This window comes from bacterium, assembly GCA_035527515.1.
Taxonomy (GTDB): Bacteria; B130-G9; B130-G9; order B130-G9; family B130-G9; genus B130-G9.
Window position 1 is genome coordinate 102,181 of the sequence record DATLAJ010000146.1, and the last position, 19,936, is coordinate 122,116.

20 protein-coding genes and 1 pseudogene are annotated in these 19,936 nt (G+C 55.5%); 8 read left to right on the top strand and 13 right to left on the bottom strand.

The window, feature by feature from the left end; genetic code table 11:
• Positions 1-3 precede the first annotated feature (3 nt).
• The 3 genes from VM163_12075 to VM163_12085 are packed head-to-tail and all read left to right on the top strand — an operon-like array spanning position 4 to position 1,953.
• Entirely contained in the window at positions 4-510 is a 507-nt protein-coding gene (locus tag VM163_12075) for a TlpA disulfide reductase family protein (protein ID HUT04614.1), read from the top strand.
• Complete coding sequence (locus VM163_12080) at positions 507-767, top strand: DUF4266 domain-containing protein (GenBank protein ID HUT04615.1); 261 nt, start codon at positions 507-509, stop codon at positions 765-767. The genes VM163_12075 and VM163_12080 overlap by 4 nt, the downstream gene beginning before the upstream one ends.
• Positions 768-777: 10 nt before the next feature.
• Entirely contained in the window at positions 778-1,953 is a 1,176-nt protein-coding gene (locus VM163_12085) for a hypothetical protein (GenBank protein HUT04616.1), read from the top strand.
• 43 nt (positions 1,954-1,996) lie between these two features.
• On the opposite strand, the gene VM163_12090 is transcribed toward VM163_12085, so the two are convergent.
• The 6 genes from VM163_12090 to hflK form a co-directional block, all read right to left on the bottom strand.
• Positions 1,997-3,244 carry a 2,3-bisphosphoglycerate-independent phosphoglycerate mutase gene (locus tag VM163_12090; protein ID HUT04617.1) on the bottom strand — a complete coding sequence of 416 codons (1,248 nt, stop codon included), beginning with the start codon at positions 3,242-3,244 and terminating at the stop codon, positions 1,997-1,999.
• A 261-nt stretch (positions 3,245-3,505) separates the two neighbouring features.
• Positions 3,506-3,793, bottom strand: a complete 288-nt coding sequence (locus VM163_12095) for a hypothetical protein (GenBank protein ID HUT04618.1) — start codon at positions 3,791-3,793, stop codon at positions 3,506-3,508.
• 639 nt (positions 3,794-4,432) lie between these two features.
• Complete coding sequence (locus VM163_12100; GenBank protein ID HUT04619.1) at positions 4,433-4,636, bottom strand: cold shock domain-containing protein; 204 nt, start codon at positions 4,634-4,636, stop codon at positions 4,433-4,435.
• Positions 4,637-5,172: 536 nt separating this feature from the next.
• A complete protein-coding gene (locus VM163_12105) occupies positions 5,173-6,534 on the bottom strand; it encodes a radical SAM protein (protein HUT04620.1) in 1,362 nt (453 codons plus the stop codon).
• Positions 6,535-6,540: 6 nt separating this feature from the next.
• A complete protein-coding gene (gene hflC / locus VM163_12110) occupies positions 6,541-7,422 on the bottom strand; it encodes a protease modulator HflC (protein ID HUT04621.1) in 882 nt (293 codons plus the stop codon).
• Positions 7,419-8,444, bottom strand: coding sequence for an FtsH protease activity modulator HflK (gene hflK / locus VM163_12115; protein HUT04622.1), 1,026 nt, complete (start codon positions 8,442-8,444; stop codon positions 7,419-7,421). Before hflK ends, hflC begins: the two co-directional genes overlap by 4 nt.
• 224 nt (positions 8,445-8,668) lie before the next feature.
• On the opposite strand from hflK, the pseudogene VM163_12120 reads away from it, so the two are divergent.
• From VM163_12120 to VM163_12140, 5 genes and pseudogenes are all read left to right on the top strand, one after another.
• Positions 8,669-9,062, top strand: a pseudogene (locus VM163_12120) (GxxExxY protein).
• Between the two features lie 57 nt (positions 9,063-9,119).
• Positions 9,120-10,079, top strand: coding sequence for a glycosyltransferase (locus VM163_12125; protein ID HUT04623.1), 960 nt, complete (start codon positions 9,120-9,122; stop codon positions 10,077-10,079).
• A 158-nt stretch (positions 10,080-10,237) separates the two neighbouring features.
• Positions 10,238-11,140, top strand: coding sequence for a glycosyltransferase (locus VM163_12130; GenBank protein HUT04624.1), 903 nt, complete (start codon positions 10,238-10,240; stop codon positions 11,138-11,140).
• A gap of 172 nt (positions 11,141-11,312) precedes the next feature.
• Positions 11,313-11,903, top strand: a complete 591-nt coding sequence (locus VM163_12135; protein ID HUT04625.1) for a hypothetical protein — start codon at positions 11,313-11,315, stop codon at positions 11,901-11,903.
• Positions 11,904-12,297: 394 nt separating this feature from the next.
• On the top strand, positions 12,298-13,143 hold the full coding sequence (locus VM163_12140; GenBank protein ID HUT04626.1) for a hypothetical protein: 846 nt from the start codon (positions 12,298-12,300) through the stop codon (positions 13,141-13,143).
• A 172-nt stretch (positions 13,144-13,315) separates the two neighbouring features.
• On the opposite strand, the gene VM163_12145 is transcribed toward VM163_12140, so the two are convergent.
• From VM163_12145 to VM163_12175, 7 genes are all read right to left on the bottom strand, one after another.
• Positions 13,316-13,891, bottom strand: coding sequence for a LemA family protein (locus VM163_12145; protein HUT04627.1), 576 nt, complete (start codon positions 13,889-13,891; stop codon positions 13,316-13,318).
• A gap of 98 nt (positions 13,892-13,989) precedes the next feature.
• Positions 13,990-14,766, bottom strand: coding sequence for a TPM domain-containing protein (locus tag VM163_12150; protein HUT04628.1), 777 nt, complete (start codon positions 14,764-14,766; stop codon positions 13,990-13,992).
• An 8-nt stretch (positions 14,767-14,774) separates the two neighbouring features.
• Positions 14,775-15,518 (bottom strand): hypothetical protein, encoded by a 744-nt coding sequence (locus VM163_12155; GenBank protein HUT04629.1) that lies wholly within the window; start codon positions 15,516-15,518, stop codon positions 14,775-14,777.
• 52 nt (positions 15,519-15,570) lie between these two features.
• Positions 15,571-17,154: a glutamine-hydrolyzing GMP synthase gene (gene guaA, locus VM163_12160; GenBank protein ID HUT04630.1), complete on the bottom strand. Its 1,584-nt coding sequence runs from the start codon at positions 17,152-17,154 to the stop codon at positions 15,571-15,573.
• Positions 17,155-17,198: 44 nt separating this feature from the next.
• Positions 17,199-18,425: a DNA polymerase III subunit beta gene (gene dnaN, locus VM163_12165; protein ID HUT04631.1), complete on the bottom strand. Its 1,227-nt coding sequence runs from the start codon at positions 18,423-18,425 to the stop codon at positions 17,199-17,201.
• A 32-nt stretch (positions 18,426-18,457) separates the two neighbouring features.
• Complete coding sequence (locus VM163_12170) at positions 18,458-18,766, bottom strand: HU family DNA-binding protein (GenBank protein ID HUT04632.1); 309 nt, start codon at positions 18,764-18,766, stop codon at positions 18,458-18,460.
• Positions 18,767-18,770: 4 nt separating this feature from the next.
• Positions 18,771-19,934, bottom strand: a complete 1,164-nt coding sequence (locus VM163_12175; protein ID HUT04633.1) for a DUF362 domain-containing protein — start codon at positions 19,932-19,934, stop codon at positions 18,771-18,773.
• Positions 19,935-19,936 lie beyond the last annotated feature (2 nt).

The following is a 19,936-nucleotide window of genomic DNA, read 5'->3' on the forward strand; positions in this document are numbered from 1 at the left end:
ACCATGAAAACTAGTAGTCGCGTGGGTTTCAGCTTAGTTGCGTGTTTGATCTTGCTCGCCCTGCTCTCGACCTGCTTGCTTGCGGCAGAGGGCAACCCAGCAAAAGCGGCACCGAACTTCACGCTAACGGACGTGAACACGGGCAAGCAGGTATCTCTCTCCGACTTCAAGGGCAAGGTTGTGGTGATAGACTTCTGGGCCACGTGGTGCATCCCTTGCCGCAAGGCGCTGAAGTTCTACGAGAAACTTTACCGTGAGAAGCGCGATGAGGGACTGGTCATCATCGCTGTTTCGATAGACCAACGAGAGAAGAAGCTCAGAAACTACGTCAGTAACCACCCAATTAGCTTCAATGTTCTTCACGATCCGGACAAGACTGTTATGAAGAAGTTCAAAGTGTTCAAGGTCCCGACGACATACATTGTCGATAGAGATGGAAAGATACAGAGCAAATACGTCGGCATCCTAGAGAAGGTTATCGAGGCGAGGGTGGAGGAGCTGCTCAAGTGAGACGGACAGATGGAACGCTAAACTCTGGCTCGTTGGCGATTTTGGCGCTTCTTTTGCTGGCGCTAGGGCTTTGTCAGGGCTGTGCGACGGTCAAACCCTACGAGATGGAGTTTCTGACGGACCCGATCATGCTTTTTGACGAGATAAATCCGGATGTCCCCACTCTTGAGTTCCTCGTTCTTGGGGACATAGAGAAGGCATGGGTCACTGGGGCCGGTGCAAGCGGCGGCGGATGTGTAAGCTGCGCAGGCAGGTAAAGGAGTGCTCATGATAACAAAATCTGGTGTTGGAAGGTCTGCGTTCGGCCTATGCACATCCTTGTCAGCAGGCATCGCCATACTGCTTCTGATAGCTGCGGACGGTTATTGTGCGCAGGACCAATTCTCCTACAGCTACTTCTGCTATCGCGACGAGAACGACACTATCAACGAGGCCTTTGCGCTCCGGCTTGACAAGCAGGTTCTGGAGAAGACCAAGCTGAAGTTCTCGTATCTGCACTCGGACACGAGATACTGGAAGGTACCATTGTGGGAGCCGCCCACCAGGTATTACTCACACGGCGACCAGTATTCGTTCAACGTCGAGCAGAAGACGTTCAAAGACGGCAAGCTCACGCTCGGATACGTTTTTACCGACCGCGCCATGAGGCTGACGGACGCATATCTCATCCATGAAATGGAGGAGAAGGCCAAACAAGACAGCGACCTCGGCCCGCTGCGCAAACCGAGGTCGAGCTCGTTCAACGTCACCTACTCGCAGCCTTTTTTCGACCAAAATACGACGGTCGAGGTTACCTATTCCCACACCGACTCTGATCTCACGCCATACTGGGAATACGACATCAACACGCTGAGGTATCTCAGCGACAGGACAACCTCATATACCAACTCCGTTACGGCGACTGTAACGCAGATATTCACCCAATACACAACTTGCCAACTAACGGCGTCCTATGCGACGCAATCAGACCTTCCTGCAACGCAGTCCTATTCGGCGAGCTTACATCAGTATTTGCCGAGTAGAACGTCGGTCCAGCTTTATTACCGTTACTCGCTGGATGACGATGCCTTCTACACGAACACCGTGGAGGCAAAGGTCTATCAATACGTAATCGACGAGATAATCCTGATGGCGAGGTTCCGCTGGCATGTTGAGGACGATCCGAGCTTGGACGAGGAGCAGGAATGGACGCTTTGGCAGCAGCAGGAGTTCGGCGAGGACCTGAGCGTCAGCCTGTTTCCGTGCCTGACGACAACGGTCGGGGGAGGCGTCATAATCGACGTTCTGGGGCTTGCGGGCAATCCCACGTGGCTTGGTGGGGGCTATCTTGACAAGGTCAACCTTGACATCCGCTACAACCGCTTTAGATACACCAGCAGGTTCGAGCGGGACGAGCATCTCGATGGGGACATGTATTCCGCGGGCCTAGGCTTCTTGTTCTGAAGCGTGGTGGGTGTTCTGAGCCTCGAGCCGCGCACGAACCGGCTCAGGAGCCGTATCTATACGTGAAGCCCATGAAGTCCAGAAGAGTCAGCAGGAACTGGTTCGCTGTGATCCGACACAGGCCGCCTCTCTGGCACGAACGCTCGGAGTAGCCGGCAACGTTGTCCGCCAACACATCAGGGCCGTAGATCGTTATGGGCACGGGGTCCGCCGTGTGGTCGCCAACCTCGCAAGGCGTGGAGTGGTCCGCGCCAAGCGCAACATAAACGTTCTCATCGATCTGGGACAGCACCAGACCTAACATCTCGTCGATCTTCTCGATGAAGTGCATCTTGTCCAGTGGCCTGTTGTCGTGCGACAGGATGTCAGTCCCCTTCACGTGCAGCACGACAAGGTCGTGGACCTTGAGCGCCTCGGTCGCGTATCTCGCCTTGTCTTCAAGTATCGTGTCAACATTGGCAGTGAAACGAGGCGACGTGAAGATGTCAAAACCTGCCATCCTCGCCACTCCCAAGACCGTGCTCTCGCCCGCTATGCACGCCCCCTGAAGCCCAAACCGCTCCGTGATGCTCCGCATTTTGAGCGCAGCGCCGGCGCCTCGCGTAAGGACTATATTCGCCGGCAGTTTGCCCTCCTCGATGCGGGCCTTGTTCGTTGGATGGTCCTTCAGTATCTCGTGTGACCGCTCGACGAACTTGTTCACCGCGTCCGCTGTTCGCTGCGCAAGCTTCAGCCCAGGCTCCGACGCCTCGCACCTTCGGACCCTCTCGCCGACGTGTCCCGGGCCAGGGTCGGTGTCCGTAATCTCCGGAGAAAGCTTCTCGCCGCGCAGAACAAGGACTGCCCGATGCTCCGTCGCCTCTTTGAAGATAACCTCGATGTCGTCCGCAATCTTGAGGCCATTGAGCTCGCCGGCGAGCCGGCGCGTGCCTTCCCGAATGCGGCCAGCCCTTCTGTCCTTCACACGCATCTCGTCATCGACAGTCGCAAAGTTGCAGCGAAGTGCGATGTCCTGAGGCTCCATCTTAATGCTGATCCCCGCCGCCTCGATCGGGCCCCTGCCCCAGTAAGTCCTGAGCGGGTTATAGCCAAAAAGAGCCAGGTGCCCAACGTCAGTCCCAACCCGAATCCCTGGCGCCAGCGGGTCCATCAGACCGTTAACAGCGTTACGGGCGAGGTTGTCCATGTTCGGCGTGTTGGCTGCCTCAAGAGGTGTCCTGCGGCCCAACTTGTAGATCGGACGGTCGCCCACACCATCCTGAATAAGCAGCAATCCCTTCGATTTCCTCACCGCAATCTCACTTCATCTTGTCTAGTGCCATCGATTTCCAACAGACCTAATCGAATCCTCGTCGCGATTCGTGAAGCCAAAATGCAAGCCCGACCCTCCTCAGCCTCATTCCTGATTCTTTGGGCCATACAACACAGTGTATATCGTCCTTACCGAGAGTAAAGTGAATAGCCTACACGGCCTTGATCCTTTGGAATCGGCTATAACTATGCGGCACCCACTGAGGGCGCTCCGATGTGAATCAGACCCCTACTTGATGATTCAGTTGAGCCGGGTGCGTATCCGCAAAAGAGTCCACGCAATCGTGAGCACCAACCCTACGCCAAACAGACAGCCGCTCATCTTGTCCATCGAGGAACTAAGCGCAGTTCTCGTCTCCTCGATCTGCCGCTTTCTCAAACTTTCCGCGACTTTGCCCTCAAACAGGCCAGCGAAACCGTCCGTGATTGCATCTCCTATGGCACCACCAACGATCGCCCCTTCGCACTCCCGCGAAGCTCGCCCCAACCAGTGCCGCAACTCCCAGAATCCCGGTGTCAATTGCTCCAAACACAATGTCTGCTCCAGCAGACCGCATCCCGCGCCCGCCGAGCTTCAGCGGAATCCACGGCACAAAGCCTAAGAGAACCGTCACCGGACCGATCAATCGCACATTATTGACGGAGCGAATCCTTGCCTCTTCATGCTCTCCGTCCCCGGTTTCAGACTGCTACACTGCTTCGCTCGCGGCGGCCGTTGCCGGCGCCACGCAGAATCTAGACTCTCATCAATAGTCTATGCGCTGTCGCCCAACTCCCATCGAATAGCCTAATTGTCTCGGCATCAGCTCAACTCAACCATACCACCCAGACACCACATAACAGTACTCCGGAAAATATGGCGGACGCGACTGGCTACAATCTCGTCCTGACTTCTCGCTGCCAGCCACAGTTACTCAGTCCAAGCTAGGGCCCGGACTGAGGAACGTTTCCACAAATGCCCTCGGGGCAAATCATCTCGCTAGTCAAAGTACAAAGATGCGCCCGATAGCTGCACACTTCCGCAGACCGCCTGCTGTCGTGCTCTGGTTGATGTCTGGGTCATCCGAGCGCGCAGTACCCCATGCAAGATAGGGCGTACGCGCTCGCCGCATTGCCCGCTACGAGTCTATCGATCACGGTCTTGCGCTCGATTGACCCAGGACACCTATTAGCTCTCGTCCAGTCGCAGATTCGTCGCTCGAAGCCCTTTAGGCCCTTGCTCCGTCGAGAAATCCACCTTACTACCTTCGCGAAGAGAATCATAATCAGTTCCCTGCACGGCAGAACGATGGAAGAATATCTCGTTACCATCTTCCGCTCGAACAAATCCGAAACCACGGTCTCTGATCAGCCTTTTAATCTCACCTTTCAAATCAATCACCTCCTCTCGTCAAAGCCACAAAGCTATGTAATAGTGCATATTAGCTGCAAAGCAGTATTCTGAGTCATGGATATGAATTGGGATTCACCAATTAAGCAAAAGGGGGGAAACTCGGCCTGTTACTTCGCTTCCAAAATCAGTTTGGAAACAGCAGTCAGCTCGGGGTTGCTTCCGCTACCTCCCCGACAACATCGAAATCTCACCAACACCTTGGCCTAACCAGGACAACTCTCCTGATCAAACACATCCTTCATCACAGTTTCCTAAGCCTATTCAGCCAGATTACACATCATGTCCTGCCTCCTCGGCCTCAGATATCTGTTGCCTAAGAAGGTTCAAGACCAAACTCAATAACTGAAACATTAAGTCCACGGATATGCAATGTCAAGTGCAATCTCAAAATCTTTCCACTAAACCAAACATCGCCCGGAACTGGATGGCGTCAAGGACTGGATTCGACAGGGGGCGATTCGACCAAAACGGCGCACGAGACAGGCCCAGAACCAGCCTCCAAAACCGCCGTGCAGTCAGGAGAGTTTGTGTGTTGCGCGCCGAAGTAACATGCGCCTAGCGAACTTCTTGAGGCGCCCTGCGAACGAGTAGCGGGTTCTCTTCAACGCCTTTCGGTATAGCCTAGCGAGCTCGGCTGGCGTAACGTTCTCGAGCGCTATCATCTGCGTGGACACGCTGCTGTAGTTCTGGTCGCTCGTGTCAATCAGCAGGTCTCTTTCGAGACAATAATCATGGAGCGGCGAGCCAGGAAGCGCCTTGGGCAGATTGAACTCCGCATAGTCCAGCTTGAGTTCTTGCGCAAATTGTATTGTTTGCTCGATGGTTTCAACCGTCTCGGTCGGATAGCCAAGGATAAAAAATCCCATTGTAAGTATCCCCCGCGCTCGTGTCGCTGCGATGGTGGACTCGATGTCAGGAAGCGTGGTCTTCTTGTCGCAGAAGTTGAGCAATCGCTGGTTACCGAACTCAATCCCATACATTATCAGGCCACATCTGGCTTTCTCGAGCCAGTCGAGCATGTTGGCGGACATTCTGCCCGGCCGGCCCATACACGCCCACTTGAATCGATCGTAGCCTCGTTCGATCATCCCCTGGCACAGCCTAATCGCCCACTTTTCGTTCAGAAGGAGCAGGTCGTCAGGGAACAGGAGCATCCCCACGTCGTATTCGCGGCTGCATTTGCCGATCTCGTCGAGCACGTTCTCGACCGACCTTCGCCGCTGCACTTTCCAAAGGTAACTCGAGGCGCAGAAATGACAGTGAAATGGGCACCCCCGCGTAGCCGTTATCGTAACAACCTTGTCGTCCGGGCGCGTGAAGCCAAAGATGCGCCAGTAGTAGGCATACATAGGGAGCAGGTCCCTTGCCGGAAACGGCAGATTGTCGAGGTCTTTGATAAACGGGCGGTCCTGATTCACGAGTAGCCTGCCGTTTATGCGGTGGACCAGCCCGGGTATGCCTGACAGGTCTGTGCCTCGTTCGAGCGCCGAGAGGAGTTCCAGCGTGGTGTGCTCACCCTCGCCTCGGACGCAGAAGTTTATCCAGGCGTGCTCTTGCATAATTTGCTGATACAAGAAATGAACGTGCGGGCCGCCGAGGACAATCTTGGCCTGGGGCAGCGCCTCGTGGAGCAGCTTGCCGAGCATGACGCTGGAGTTGTGGGTCCCGGACACAACCGAAATGCCAACCAGGTCCGGCTGTGAACTGCGAACGCGAGCCACCGTCTGGGCGTGGTCGAGTCCGAGATTCATCGCATCGAGCATATCGACGTCATAGCCGTTTTCTCTGACAAATGCTGCGATGTATGCAAGGCCAGCCGGCGGCAGAGGCGCGAGGTTCTTACTGAAGGAGGGAGGGTTGACGAGGAACAGCCGCATGGCTTATTACTTGCGGGCCCCCGAGCGCAAATACTTGAAGAACGGCGAGTCCGGAGCAATCACCAGCGTGGTCCTGTTATCAACAGTTTTATTGTAGGCCTGAAGCGTCCGCCAGAACTGATAGAACTCCACGTCTTGAGAGAACGCCTCGGCATATATCTCTGTTGCTTCGGCGTCGCCCTCGCCCTCGGTCGTTTTGGCCTGCTTGTAGGCCTCGGCCAGAATGACCGTCCGTTCCTTGTCGGTCTCCGCCTTGATCTCTGTCGCCGTCTGCCGACCCTCTGCGCGATATTGCTTCGCCTTTCGCGACCGCTCGGCCTCCATTCGCTCAAAGACAGCGCGCTCGTTCTCCTCGGGAAGGTCTGCTCGCTTGATACGTACGTTCACGATTTCAATCCCGAATTCCGTCATCTTTGCCGTGCATTCCTCGGAAACGGTGTCCATTATTGGGCCGCGCTTCAATACGATCTCATCGAGGTTGTGCTTGCCAAGATCGACGCGCAGCACAGAATAGACTATGTCGTCCAGCCTCGTCTGGGCGCCCGCCTCGTTCACGACCTTTTTCATGAACAGCAGAGGATCGGAGATTCGCCACCTGGCGTAGTTGTCAATCACAAGCGTCTTCTTGTCGCCAGTTACGATCTCGCGGGGCTCGCTGTCGTACTCCAGTACCCGCTTGTCGAGAATGCGCACCGTCTGTATCGGATAGGGGACCTTCGCGTGAAGCCCCGGCTCGCGAATTGTCCTCACGAACTTGCCGAACTGAAGGATGACCGCCTGCTCCGTCTCATCGACCGTGAAGAAGATCATGTTCACGACGATCGCCAGGAGTATGAACCCGCCAAGCAGATACAGTCCCTTCGGTATCGGAGTAGCGTTCTTTGTCATTTGCCGCCCGCCTCCTTCTTGCTCGGCGCAAGCGTTTGAAAATCGCTCGACAGAAGATTCAACAGATTCACCTGGCCCGTCTCGGTGAGGATTATCTTCTTGGCCGCCGGTAGAACCGCCTCCATCGTCTCGATGTAGAGTCGCCGTCTCGTAACATCCTTGGCCATCCTATACTTCTCGAGCGTCTTGAGGAACTTCTGCACGTCGCCCTCTGCGCGCTTGATCCTATCGACCTTGGCGCCTTCGGCCTTCTGAACCATCTGGGCCGCCTCGCCCACGGCTTGGGGAAGCACTTCGTTGCGATAGCCGTGCGCGTTGTTGATCGTCTTGCTTTTGTCCTCTTTGGCGCTCGCAACGTCCTTGAAGGCGTGGATGACCTGCTGGGGCGGATGAACGTCCTGCAACTGAACGGCCGTTACGTGAACGCCGAGCGTGTAGGACTGGAGCAGCTCGTCGAGCTTCTCACGAGTCTCGTCCTGAATCTGCTGCTTGCCAGCCGTCAGAACGTCGTCGATGGAGTGGATGCCGATAACCTGCCTAAGCGCCGATTCAGTCGCGTCCCGGATCGTCCCCACCTGATCCTTCACGTTGAAGAGATAGGCCCTGGCGTCGTTGACGCGATACTGGACGATCATCGTCACGTTGACGATGTTTTCGTCGCCAGAGAGCATGTGCGACTCTTGATGCACGTTTCGCGCAACGCCCTCGACCGTCCTGAAGCCGACCTCGAGGCGCCTTATCTCGGTGAGGCTGACTTTATCAAGGGTCTCTATCGGGTAGGGAAGGTGGTAGCGAAGGCCCTCCTCTGTGCTGTAAACGTAGGCCCCGAACCGTCTTACAACGCCCTGCTCGCCCGGTCGAACCATGTAAAACCCAGTCAGAAGCCAAATAACAATGATGGCGAGAACAATCCAGGGGAGACGAACCTTGGGCAGCTTCAAGTTGCCAAAGTTCATCCCAAAGTTCTCACCGCTGCGTCCCTTGGCCCTCATCTTGCTGAGGTCAAAATCCTGTGGTGGCATAACTCATCGCTCTTCAACGCTCCAAATCAGATCAAACTTCAACGCTCCAAATCAGATCAAATACAAATACAAGTTAACAGCGCCATTGGCAAATGTCAAATGATTGTTCACTTCGTTTGAAGCACTTGACGGAACGTGGAAATTGTTGATGATTCACCACAGAGACACAGAGAGCACAGAGGCAGGAAGATGGGACAATTCAGGAGAGCTGTGAGCGTGAGGGAGTGAACCACAGAGACACAGAGTCGCAGAGGGACCCATTGACTGGGAAGGTTATCGGGCTCGCGATTGAGGTTCATCGGAACCTCGGTCCCGGACTTCTGGAATCTGCCTACGAAGAATGCCTCTGCTGGGAGCTCAAGCAGGCCGGCCTTAGTGTTCAGCGGCAGATCGCGCTGCCTGTAGTCTATAAAGGATGTGAAGCTTGACGTCGGCTATAGGGTCGATGTAATCGTAGAGAACAGGCTTATCCTTGAACTGAAGACTGTGGAGAAGCTGTTGTCGATTCACGAGGCGCAGCTACTGACATATCTGAGACTAACCGGTCTGAAAACAGGTCTTTTGATCAACTTCAATACTGCTGTTCTGAAGGACGGCATAAGGAGATTAGTCCTTTGACCTCTCTGTGTAACTCTGTGTAACTCTGTGTCTCTGTGGTGAAAAAAGGATAGTCGCATGGCAAGCCGAAAGCCGCCCGTATCCATTGTCGTGCCCGTCTATAACGCCGAGGGGACGATAGCCGACTGCGTTGGGGCTCTGCTTGGACTGGATTATCCCAGGCGGCTCGTTCAGACCATCGTTGTTGACAACAACTCGACCGATAACACACCCGACATTCTCCAGCAGTTCAACAGCATAGATTACGTCTTCGAGCCCAAGAAGGGCGCATATCAGGCGAGAAATACTGGCGCAAAGTTCGCCCAGCACGACATCATAGCCTTCACCGACGCCGACTGCATACCGAAACCAGATTGGCTTTCGCGCCTCGTCGATGGGCTCGTTCATCCCCAACCGCCAGCCGCCAACCGCCAACGGTCAACGGTCAACCGCCAACCGCCAACTAATGGCTTCGCCATCGTGGGCGGGAAGGTTGAGGCATACCCTCCGTCCAACCTCGTCGAGCGATACATAGATTATCGCAAGATACTGGACCAGGAGAAGATGGCCGAGCGCTCCGAGTTCTCGCTGCCGTTCTTCGTCACCGCCAACTGCCTCGTGAGGAGAGACGTGTTCGAGCAGCTCGGCGGCTTCGACACCTATTTCGAGATAGCGGGCGACGCCGACTTCTGCTGGCGTGCCCAGCAGGCGGGATTCGGGCTGAGATACAGCCCTGAAGCGGTGATTGTCCACAAGCACAGGTCGGACTTGCTGGGTCTTTATTCGCAGTCCTTTCAATACGGTTTCGGCCGCGCCTCGCTCTTTGCAAAGCACGGTGCTAGTTTTCGCCGGAGGTTCAGGTTCGACTGGAAGGAGCACGTTTTCCTGGTAGAGAGCATACTGAAGAGCATCATCGCACCGGTCGCTAGACGGCCAAAATCCGAGGCGCTGCTGCCGGTATTTGATACAATTGCCTATTCTGCGCTGACGTTGGGCAAGATTTACGGTAGTTTCAAGAGAGGGACGCTCGTGCTATGAAGGTTTGGCTCTGGTTTCATGGCCGAGCTGCAGCTCTCGATCGGCATCGCCGACGTGTAGGGGCGATTCACGAATCGCCCTTAACATCTGATCAGACTAGGGCGGCTCGTGAGCCGCCCCTACAACACCCAATCCTATAGGAAGGCCTCTGTAATCAGGTGAGCGTAGAAACTGAGCATGTCAAGGTTGCGGTTGGGGTCCCGTGCTACAATGCGGCCGCCACTATTGGCGCCTGTATCGCATCGCTCGGCGAGCAGACGCGCACGCCTGATGAGATAATCGTTGTGGATGACGGCTCCACGGACAACAGCGGCCTCCTTGCCGGATACGCTGGTGCGGAGGTCATCTCCCCGGGCGAGAACGTGGGGCTATCCGCGGCGAGAAACCTGCTGTGGCAGCATACGGATGCCGACATCATTCTTTTCGTAGATGCGGACACGGTTGCGCGCAGCGACTTGCTGGAAAAGCTGCTCAAGCACTATGTGTCCCCCGAGGTTGGCGGCGTTGGGGGGCAGGCGGTCGAGGCGCGTATCGAGAGCATTTATGACCTTTGGCGGAAGTTCAGCGCGGCGCAGACTCTCGGGGACCGGGTGCTCGAGGACGCGCAGGTGCTGTTTGGTCTTTGCTGCTCCTACCGCCGGTCTGTGCTCGAGCAGGCGACCGGCTTCGACCCGTATTTTCGGACCAACGGGGAGGACCACGACATCAGCATTCGGATACGAAAGGTCGGCCACAGGCTGGTTTACGAACCGGCCGCGGTCGTCGAGCATTACAGGACGGACACGTTCAGGTCGCTGATGAGAATGCTATATCGTTACGAGCTGTTCACGCAGGTTGCGAAGATGCGAAACGGCGTCCTGATCGAGAACCATTACAGGACATTCTGGAGACGCGTCGGCTTTTTCTTCGGACGTCTTTCACAAATTGCTAGTAGGATGCGAGGCTTCAAGTTCGCTTTGATCGACCTGGCGGCGCTGGTTCCCGTCTTCGCCGCGTGCTACAGGGCGAAGTCCCTGGCGAGGCAGGGGCTCGCGAGGTCGAGGGCGCACTCGAATGTGTAATAGATCTGTTGCGATGACTCTCACCGCAGAGGCTCGAAGACCACGAGGTAGGAGGTATTGAGATTCTCTTGCAGCACGCTTACAGTTAATGAACTGTAGGCCAATAGAGGTCTGGCTTCGGTGTTGCATACAGCGGGAAGCACCAAAGGGGCAGTTTGATGAATAAGGAATCATGGGAAACCTCGCTGATTACTACTGTGCATTACTGAAGTGGGAGCAAGCGCCGCCGGCGCGACTGGTCGATCCATGGCCACTTGAACTGCGCCAAGCGGTCGAGGACGAGATCAGGCATGCCGTGCTGAAGAGCGGCATCAAAGGAGAGTTTTGCCCAATCCGGCCCAACAGCACAAACCAGTCCATCGGGAATCAGGTAGAGGCTTTTGTCGTGAACCGCCTCATCCCCCACGGTTCTTCATATTGCATATCTCCCTGCCCCGGTGCCGGTTACCCAGATAAGATGCTCGCCCACAGCGCATCGACGCTTGAAATACCACTGGAGTTGAAAGCTACCAGTGATTGGAATCCGAGCGACACGAATCGTAGAGTATTAACTTCGTCCTCGCACAAGTTGCGCCAGCAATTCAGAACGCCCATTTATCACCTTCTTATGACTGTCCTCTATACAAATACTCGGGACTGCGCACGCATCGATGCGATACGTCTCGATTTTCTTGAACCTACAACATCGGTCAATGTGAGACTTGAGGCTTCCGTGAACCACAAGATCCTCGCAACGGGCCCACACCACAGCGTTATCATTTAGAATGCGTGACGAGCGAGCCATCCTGAGCAAGGTTTCCCCGCGCAGCGGGTTCTCCGGTGAGGCTCTTCCCCTTTTCGATTCGGAACCATTTACAGCGGATGTGGTCCAACATCTTGACAACCATGCAATCCCTGTTTATCGGGGAGAGTTCTGGACATCCAAACAGAGGCAAGCTCACTCTATCCACGAAGTGTCATACCGGGGCTGTTACAAGCCACAGCTGCCTGCCTTTTTTATTAGGCGTTTTTGCGAGCCAGGCGACGTAGTTTTCGATCCATTTATGGGCCGCGGCACAACTCTCATAGAGGCACAGTTGCACGGTTGTCGAGCAATTGGGAATGACATCAATCCACTAGGTAGCATTCTCATTAGACCTAGATTATGTCCGCCTACTATGATGGAAATCTATAAGCGATTGGCCAACCTGGATTTGCATTATGCCGGTCCAAAGGACGAGGAACTCCTCGTCTTCTTTCATCCCGACACATTGAATGAGCTATACGCCTGGAGACTGTACTTTAAGCACCGAATTAACGAGAACAAATACGACAGAACCGACGCATGGCTTCAGATGGTCGCATGTAACCGGCTTACAGGACATTCACCAGGATTCTTCTCTGTTTACACGCTTCCGCCGAATCAGGCAGCTTCTGTGAAGAGTCAGCGACGCATCAATGACCGGAAGGAACAGCACCCCGAATATCGGGACACAAAAGAGCTCATAATGAGAAAGTCAAAACGACTTCTTCGGGACCCGTTGCCCAAGCACTTTTTTCGGAGAGATTATTCCCTCTATTGCTTATCAGCAGATAAAATGACTCCAATTCCTTCACAGTCCATTAAGCTAGTCGTAACCTCTCCACCTTTCCTTGATAATATCAACTACATCCAGGATAATTGGCTCCGAATGTGGTTCTGTGACATTCAGGTCGCGACCGACAATGTTTGGCAGTGCCACCACTTGGCTGATTGGCTAGAGAAGATGACACGGACTTTCGTGGAACTCAAGCGGCTCCTGATTGAGAATGGAATTATTGCCTTTGAAGTCGGGGAGATGCGTAAAGGTCGCCTCCAATTAGAGAATGAGGTAGTTGGGGCGGCCATCCGCGCTGGGCTGTTCCCAGAGTGCATAATGATCAATTCACAGCGCTTCACAAAAACATCGAATTGCTGGGGTGTTACTAATAACACAAGAGGCACCAATACAAACCGGATAGTGGTTCTAAAAAAGCGTCCCTAGGTGCGATTTCAGACCTGGCGGCGCTGGTTCCCGTCTTCGCCGCGTGCTACAGGGCGACGTCCCTGGCGAGGCAGGGGCTCGCGAGGTCGAGGGCGCACTCGAACGTGTAATAGCTCAATCGCGATGACTCGCACCGGCACGAGAGATCAAACTGGGGACTTGGGGCCAGACGCTAGAACTTCACCGCGGGAGCTTCCTTTGCCTCTTTCGGCGCCTCGAAGTAAGTCGCCGGGTTCGTGCCGCGTATTCTGGCAAAGATAACGCCCGGGATGCCCTTTATGAACTCGTTCAGTTCCTTCGCAGCGATATTGTAGCGGTACCTGGCGACAGAGATTCGGTTCTCGGTCCCGGCGAGCTCGTCCTGAAGGTTCAGAAAGTTCTGGCTGGCCTTGAGGTCGGGGTAATTCTCGACGACGACTAAAAGCCGCGCAAGCGCAGAAGTGAGGTTGTTGTTTGCGCCGATCTTGTCGGGAATGGTCTGGGCAGACCCGACCATGGCCCGCGCTTTGGTTATCTCGGTGAACACTTCCTTCTCGTGCTTGGCATATCCCTTTACAGTCTCGACCAAGTTCGGCACAAGGTCGTAGCGCCTCTGAAGCTGCGTCTCGACCTGTCCCCAGGACTCGGAGACCGCCTCGTCGAGCGAGACCACTTTGTTGTAGTTGCGGACGAACCAGCCTCCTGCCATAAGAAGAAACACCGCAAGGACGACCACAATGATCAGAACAACTTTGAGGCCTTTGCTCATCGCCATTTGTCTCTCCTTAGTTCTTCCAAGATATATGCAAGCATTCCACTTCAAATGGATAACGTTCCGTGAAATCCCCGGGCAAAACCCTGTTCATGCTACCAAGACCCTGATGCGCCGCCGCCACCGAACGAGCCTCCACCAAACCCGCCGAACCCGCCAGAGAATCCGCCCGAGCTGCCTCCGCCAGACCAGAATCCACCTCTGCTCCCCAATCCGAATAAAGAGCCAAAGAACAGCAGGCGCCAGAACATACGGAAGAAAATCAGCAAGATGAGAAGGGGCAGCAGACCAAACGCGCCGCATCCAAACCCGTGGGCGGGCTGACGCCTCAAGGCATCGACCTTGGGAAGAGCAGCCAAGCCCTCCAGTTTGACGCCGTAGATCGAGGCAACGTGCTTGGCCACGGCCGTTGTGCCCAGCACGGTCCCCTGAGCGAACCGCCCATCCTTGAAATATGACAGGAAATACTGGCGCATCATCCGCCCGGCCATGCCGTCGGTGAACTTCGCCTCGAGCCCATATCCGACCTCAATACGCATTTTCCTGTCGTCTTTGGCTATGAGGATTAAGACGCCGTTGTCCTTGCCCTTCTGGCCAACGCCCCACTCCTGAGCGAGCTCGACCGAATACGTCTCGAGGTCAAGCGGCGCTGTGGCATGCACCATGACAACGGCGACCTGCGCAGTAGTCTTCTTCTCAAGCTCGGAAAGAAGCGCTGTGAGCTTCACCTCGTCGGAGTGCTTGATGAGCCCTACGTAGTCGTTGACGTAGCCCTTGTAAGCTGGGAACTCCACACTGCCTGAGAGCGCCACCGATGCGGCTAGAATGAGGCATAGACTAGCCGCGGCCAAAAGTTTGCTGAAACGCATCATGCCCTGGCTCAGAGCTCGTCGATCGCGATAGCCAGCTTGTCAAGCTCAGTCAGGTAGTCGGCGAATATGCCGTCAACTGTCTTGGCGTCAGGGACCTTCATCCCCTCCTTCAGCCTGAGAATCTCGACAAACGGGTCCGCAGACACATTAAACCTCTGCGCGGTCCTTTCGATCACATCGCGCCTTCCTTTTGGCAGCTCCTGACCCAGCAAGCGAAGCATGTTCCTGAAGACCGGGATGAATGATGTCAGCGACTCCGTAAGCAGCGAGGCGATGTTTCTCTTCAGAAGGCCTCGTTCAAGGTAGCCCTGCCGGACGCGAATTAGCTTGCCCTTGAGCTCGTGCTCGCACTGCAATCGGACGTTGCTCCTGTCGATCTCGAGGCTCCCAAACGGGTCTTCCCCATAAAGAGCGACGTGATTCTCCTGTATCTCCAGAAACTCTATCGGAAACACGTCAGCCGACCTTCGGATGTGCTCTTCGCTAATGAACAACGGCGCAACGATGCCTTTTTTGCGGCCCTTTGCAACGACCTTGAGGCTGTTGTTGAGCGCGGCCTGGGTAACCTCACCCAGAATGATCATCAGGTTTACGTTCGAGCGTTTGGGCACAAAGTCTGAGCCAGTCGCACTACCGTAGAGAATGATGGATTTAAGGTTCTCGCCGTGAAGCGCGATAATATCTTGGCAATATGGATTCAGGATTTGTATGACCTTTGGATTAAGCCCAGTCAGCCCTGATAGCTCTGCCATATTCATATCCTCTTCGTTTCTCTCTGCCCCGAGCAGCTCGGGACCTCTTGATCTATTCCCACTCAATTGTGCTCGGCGGCTTCGTGCTTATGTCATAGACGACACGGTTGACCCCGTCAACCTCATTTATGATGCGGCTGGAGATCGTGCCCAGCACGTCATAAGGCAGCTTCGCCCAATCGGCTGTCATCGCGTCGAGGCTCTTCACGACCCGGATGGCGACCGCATTCTCATAGGTGCGCTCATCCCCCATCACGCCCACGCTCTTGACCGGCAGCAACACGGCGAACCACTGCCAAAGGTCATTACTTAGGCCAGCCCTTTCGATCTCATCCCTGACAATCGTGTCGGCCTCTCGCAAAACCCCAAGCTGAGGCGGTGCGATGGGGCCAATTACCCGAACGGCCAGGCCAGGCCCCGGGAAGGGCTGCCTCATCAGGATGCGGTCTGGAATGCCGAGATTCTTGCCGATAACTCTGACCTCATCCTTGAAGAGCTCGCGGAGCGGCTCGATGAGCTTCAGCTTCATCCGCTCCGGCAGACCCCAGACATTGTGGTGGCCTTTGATGAGAGCGGAAGGCCCCCTAACAGGGACACTCTCGATAACATCCGGATACAACGTGCCCTGGGCGAGATACTCACAGTCCTCGAGCGAACTCGCCGTCTCCTCAAACACCTCGATGAACAGGTTGCCGATTATCTTGCGCTTCTCCTGCGGATCGGAGACGCCTCTGAGGGAGGAGAGGAATCTCTCGCTCGCAGTTACAGCAATCACGTTGATGCCGAGCTCCTCCCGGAGCATAGATGTGACCTGGTTGACCTCGCCCTCTCGCAGAAGGCCGTTATCAACGAAAATCGCGACCAGGTTCTCCCCGATTGCTCTCGAGAGAAGCACAGCAACGACGGTCGAGTCGACTCCGCCGCTCGTGGCGCAGACCACCTTCCCACTGCCGATGAGCTCTCTGCATCTTGCGATCTCGTGTTCGATGAACGAGTCCGGGGTCCAGTTTGGCCTGCAATTGCATATCCCGATGACGAAGTTCCGCAAAATGTTGCGCCCCTCGGTGGTGTGGGAGACCTCGGGATGGAACTGAACGCCAAATACGGGCCGACTGGTGTGCCTGATGGCTGCGTTTGGTGAATTGGCAGTTCTCGCTATTGTGATAAGCTCTGGCCCGAGAGATTCAACCCTGTCGCCATGGCTCATCCAGACCGTCGTCTCACCTTGCACACCCTCACGCATTCCCTTGAAAAGATGGTCCTCCTTAAGTATCGAAAGCCTCGCGCTTCCATACTCACGACGCGACGCTCTACTGACCGTGCCCCCGAAATGCTGGCCCAAAAGCTGCATCCCGTAGCAGATGCCAAGCATCGGGACCGGCGCATCGAGGATGCGCTGGTCGGGAAGCAGCACGCCTGCGGAGGAGAGATTCGCCGGGCCACCGGACAGGATTATGCCCTTGACGCCGTCTGAGAGCACACGCGAGGCATCCACGTTATAGGGAAGTATCTCAGAATAAACGTGGCCCTCCCGTACGCGCCTCGCGATCAGTTGGGTGTACTGGGAGCCGAAATCAAGAACTACAATGCGCTGCTGCTCAGGTGCGGTTGAAGATTCCTTATCAGGCGTGTTCATCTGCCTAGCGTTTAGGAGTCGTCCCGGGACCGGCGCGTTCCCAGTCAGCGCCCCATCGGCATTATGATGCAAAGCTGCGTAGGCTCATCCTCGTCGGGCTTCAACACGCATCCTGAGGTCGACTCCGTCAGCTCAAGAACGACCCTCTCTGTCTCTATGATCTTAAGCACATCCTCAAAAAAAGCAGCGTTATAGTCGATCTCAAGACTGTTCTCGTACCCCGTCTCTATGACTGGCTCCTCCGACTGGTCTCGACTGGCCTCACGCTCCTCGTTCTGCTTCTCGATTAACTGGGCCAAGCCATCTCCCTCATACTCCGCCTCGACCTCATCGGTCGCCTCGCCGATCTCAGCGTCCTCGCCAATGAGCCTCAACAAGCCATCTCTAAAGAAGAAACGAACCCTGCGCGTTCTGGGGTCTGAACAGATTGAGACTCGCTTCAGGACTGCATCAAGCTCGTCACGGGAGACCCTCACCTTAAACTTCGATGACTTGGGAATCACTGCTCGGTAGTCCGGATAATCCGCGTCTATCAACGTGGAGAGGAAAGTTAGCCTGTCGCTCTTGAACAGGAGCCGCCGTCTGTCCAGCCCCATCTGAACAGCATCATTCTCCCCAAACAGCCGCATGATCTCCTCAATGCTCTTCCTGGGAATGATCAATCCAACCGGCTTGTCGCCCTCGTGCTTGTAGCCTATATCTGCGAATTTGTAGGAGAGGCGATGGCTGTCGGTTGAGACCAAGATCGTCCCCGGCCCCTTGTCAGGAGCTAAAACATCCGAAACGGAAAACTCTATCAGTCCTCCGTTGAGGTATCTCCGAGCGTCATTCTCACACATCGACGAGATGACCTTGGCAAATGCAGACCGCAAAGCCCCGAAATCTATATCCGACAGACACTCAGGATCGTACTCCGGCATCGGCGGAAACTCCTCAGCCGGCAACCCAACAATCTTGAACGTTGCCCGGCCCGACTTCAGCTTCAGCCAATTGCCATCGAGCGTCTCAACCGTAACCTTTTCCTCCGGTAGCTGCCTGGCGATCTCGAAGACCTTCTTGGCCTGAACAACTATCGAACCGGACCTGGCAACCTCTGCGCCCACCTTCTCCTGAACCGACACTGTCAGGTCTGTCGCATAGATCGTGACACCATCGTCTGTTGTCTCAAGAAGCGTCTCGGAAAGCATAGGATTGATGCTCCGCTGACCAGCAATCCCTTGAATATCCTGCAATCCCTTTAGAAAGTCCGCGGCCGCGGTTACGAATCTCATATCGCCCTCCTAACCATCATAGTGTTTATTGTCTATGTGGACGGCTCCGTGTCGCTCGATGCTGCACGGTTTGCTATGCGGCCCAGCAAAAGCCGGCTCGGTTTGAACACTACCTTCTGCCTCGGCCCAACAACAACCGTCTCGCCCGTCCTGGGGTTCCTCATAAAAGTCGCCCCATAACCTCTTGCCAAAAATGAGCCAAACCCTCTGAACTCAACCCGGCGCCCGTCCTGAAGCGCCTCCCTGATAGTCTCGAAAAAAACCTCGACCATAGGCTCGACCTGCCCGCCGGGCATTGAAGTTCGCCGCGAGACAGATCGCACGAAATCAGCCCTTCTCAATTCCTCAACTCATCCTTCCCAGCTGCCAACCTCTGAGCCTATCCAAGACCCGACCCACGAACGGAGGCCGCCGCACAATGGCATCGTTCGGGCACACCTCGAAACAGCAATAGCATCTAATACATTTTGAATAATCTATCCGGCAGTGGTTGTCAATTGTTATGGCGCCGACGGGACAAATGTTCCGGCAATGCCCGCAGCCGGTACACTTGTCGGCCTGAACCTCGACTGCGCTTGCATGAAGGCCGAGCACGATGTCTGTCAGCCCCTCGATTATAGGATTCGCCCGCAGCAACAGCCTCGCAGGGACATGTAACTTCCGTTCGACCTGAGAAAGTGAATCTCCCACAATCTGGACCTGGTCGAGCCTGGCCGCAAATCCCCTTGCGATCGTGTCCTTCACAGTGTGAACCCTCGTCTGCGAAAGCCCAATCGCTCCGCACGCTACCACGTCAAGGTTGGCCGCGCCTCGTGAGGCGAGCACGATCCCGAGCTTGCATGGGCTCCCCGTCGAGGGACCGTTCCCCTGCATCCCCATGATGCCATCCATCAAACTCAACCCTCTACCGACGGCAGAATAAAGGTCAACTATCGCCTCGCTGAAACGCTCGTATCGATTGAGCCGATGAAACCGCCGTCGCTCCGAAAGCGGCAGAACAGCGAAGAAGTTCTTGACCGCCCCGGTATAGACTGTCTGAACGTGCGTCTTCAGCTTGGGCAGTGAGATGATAAGATCAGCCTCAAGAAAAAACCTTGAAACCAGCGCCGAGCTGACCTGCTTGCCGTTAGCTATATCGATTCTGTCGTAGCCGTCTTTCGACAGCGGCTCAATCGACACACCTTCCTCCTCGCACATAGCCGCGTAACCAGACCTCCTGAAACACCCCCACGTATCCTCAAGCGGGCCGGACGAATCGGACACCACGGGCTCAAGCCCGTGCGATTTCAGGTACCTTATGACGCTACGCGTGAACTCAACGTGCGTGTTGGAACACGCCTCGGGCCTGGCCCCGTTCAGCAGGTTGATCTTAACCAATACTCGCTTGCCCACGTACTCAGCAAGCTCCGTGAACCCGATGAGCCCGGCGGCGCCAGCAATCGCCGTGTCCAGGGCCGCACGCTCGTACGACTCGCACCGAACGACGGCGACCGGGTCCTGTGCCGTCATTC

What these genes read in the sequence shown, in the direction of transcription:
- VM163_12150 (HUT04628.1), bottom strand. Translation starts at nt 14,766, where the DNA reads ATGATGCGTTTCAGCAAACTTTTGGCCGCGGCTAGTCTATGCCTCATT.
- VM163_12085 (HUT04616.1), top strand. Translation starts at nt 778, where the DNA reads ATGATAACAAAATCTGGTGTTGGAAGGTCTGCGTTCGGCCTATGCACA.
- VM163_12175 (HUT04633.1), bottom strand. Translation starts at nt 19,934, where the DNA reads ATGACGGCACAGGACCCGGTCGCCGTCGTTCGGTGCGAGTCGTACGAG.
- VM163_12145 (HUT04627.1), bottom strand. Translation starts at nt 13,891, where the DNA reads ATGAGCAAAGGCCTCAAAGTTGTTCTGATCATTGTGGTCGTCCTTGCG.
- VM163_12140 (HUT04626.1), top strand. Translation starts at nt 12,298, where the DNA reads ATGATGGAAATCTATAAGCGATTGGCCAACCTGGATTTGCATTATGCC.
- hflK (HUT04622.1), bottom strand. Translation starts at nt 8,444, where the DNA reads ATGCCACCACAGGATTTTGACCTCAGCAAGATGAGGGCCAAGGGACGC.
- guaA (HUT04630.1), bottom strand. Translation starts at nt 17,154, where the DNA reads ATGAACACGCCTGATAAGGAATCTTCAACCGCACCTGAGCAGCAGCGC.
- VM163_12135 (HUT04625.1), top strand. Translation starts at nt 11,313, where the DNA reads ATGGGAAACCTCGCTGATTACTACTGTGCATTACTGAAGTGGGAGCAA.
- VM163_12075 (HUT04614.1), top strand. Translation starts at nt 4, where the DNA reads ATGAAAACTAGTAGTCGCGTGGGTTTCAGCTTAGTTGCGTGTTTGATC.
- VM163_12105 (HUT04620.1), bottom strand. Translation starts at nt 6,534, where the DNA reads ATGCGGCTGTTCCTCGTCAACCCTCCCTCCTTCAGTAAGAACCTCGCG.
- VM163_12125 (HUT04623.1), top strand. Translation starts at nt 9,120, where the DNA reads ATGGCAAGCCGAAAGCCGCCCGTATCCATTGTCGTGCCCGTCTATAAC.
- dnaN (HUT04631.1), bottom strand. Translation starts at nt 18,425, where the DNA reads ATGAGATTCGTAACCGCGGCCGCGGACTTTCTAAAGGGATTGCAGGAT.
- hflC (HUT04621.1), bottom strand. Translation starts at nt 7,422, where the DNA reads ATGACAAAGAACGCTACTCCGATACCGAAGGGACTGTATCTGCTTGGC.
- VM163_12155 (HUT04629.1), bottom strand. Translation starts at nt 15,518, where the DNA reads ATGGCAGAGCTATCAGGGCTGACTGGGCTTAATCCAAAGGTCATACAA.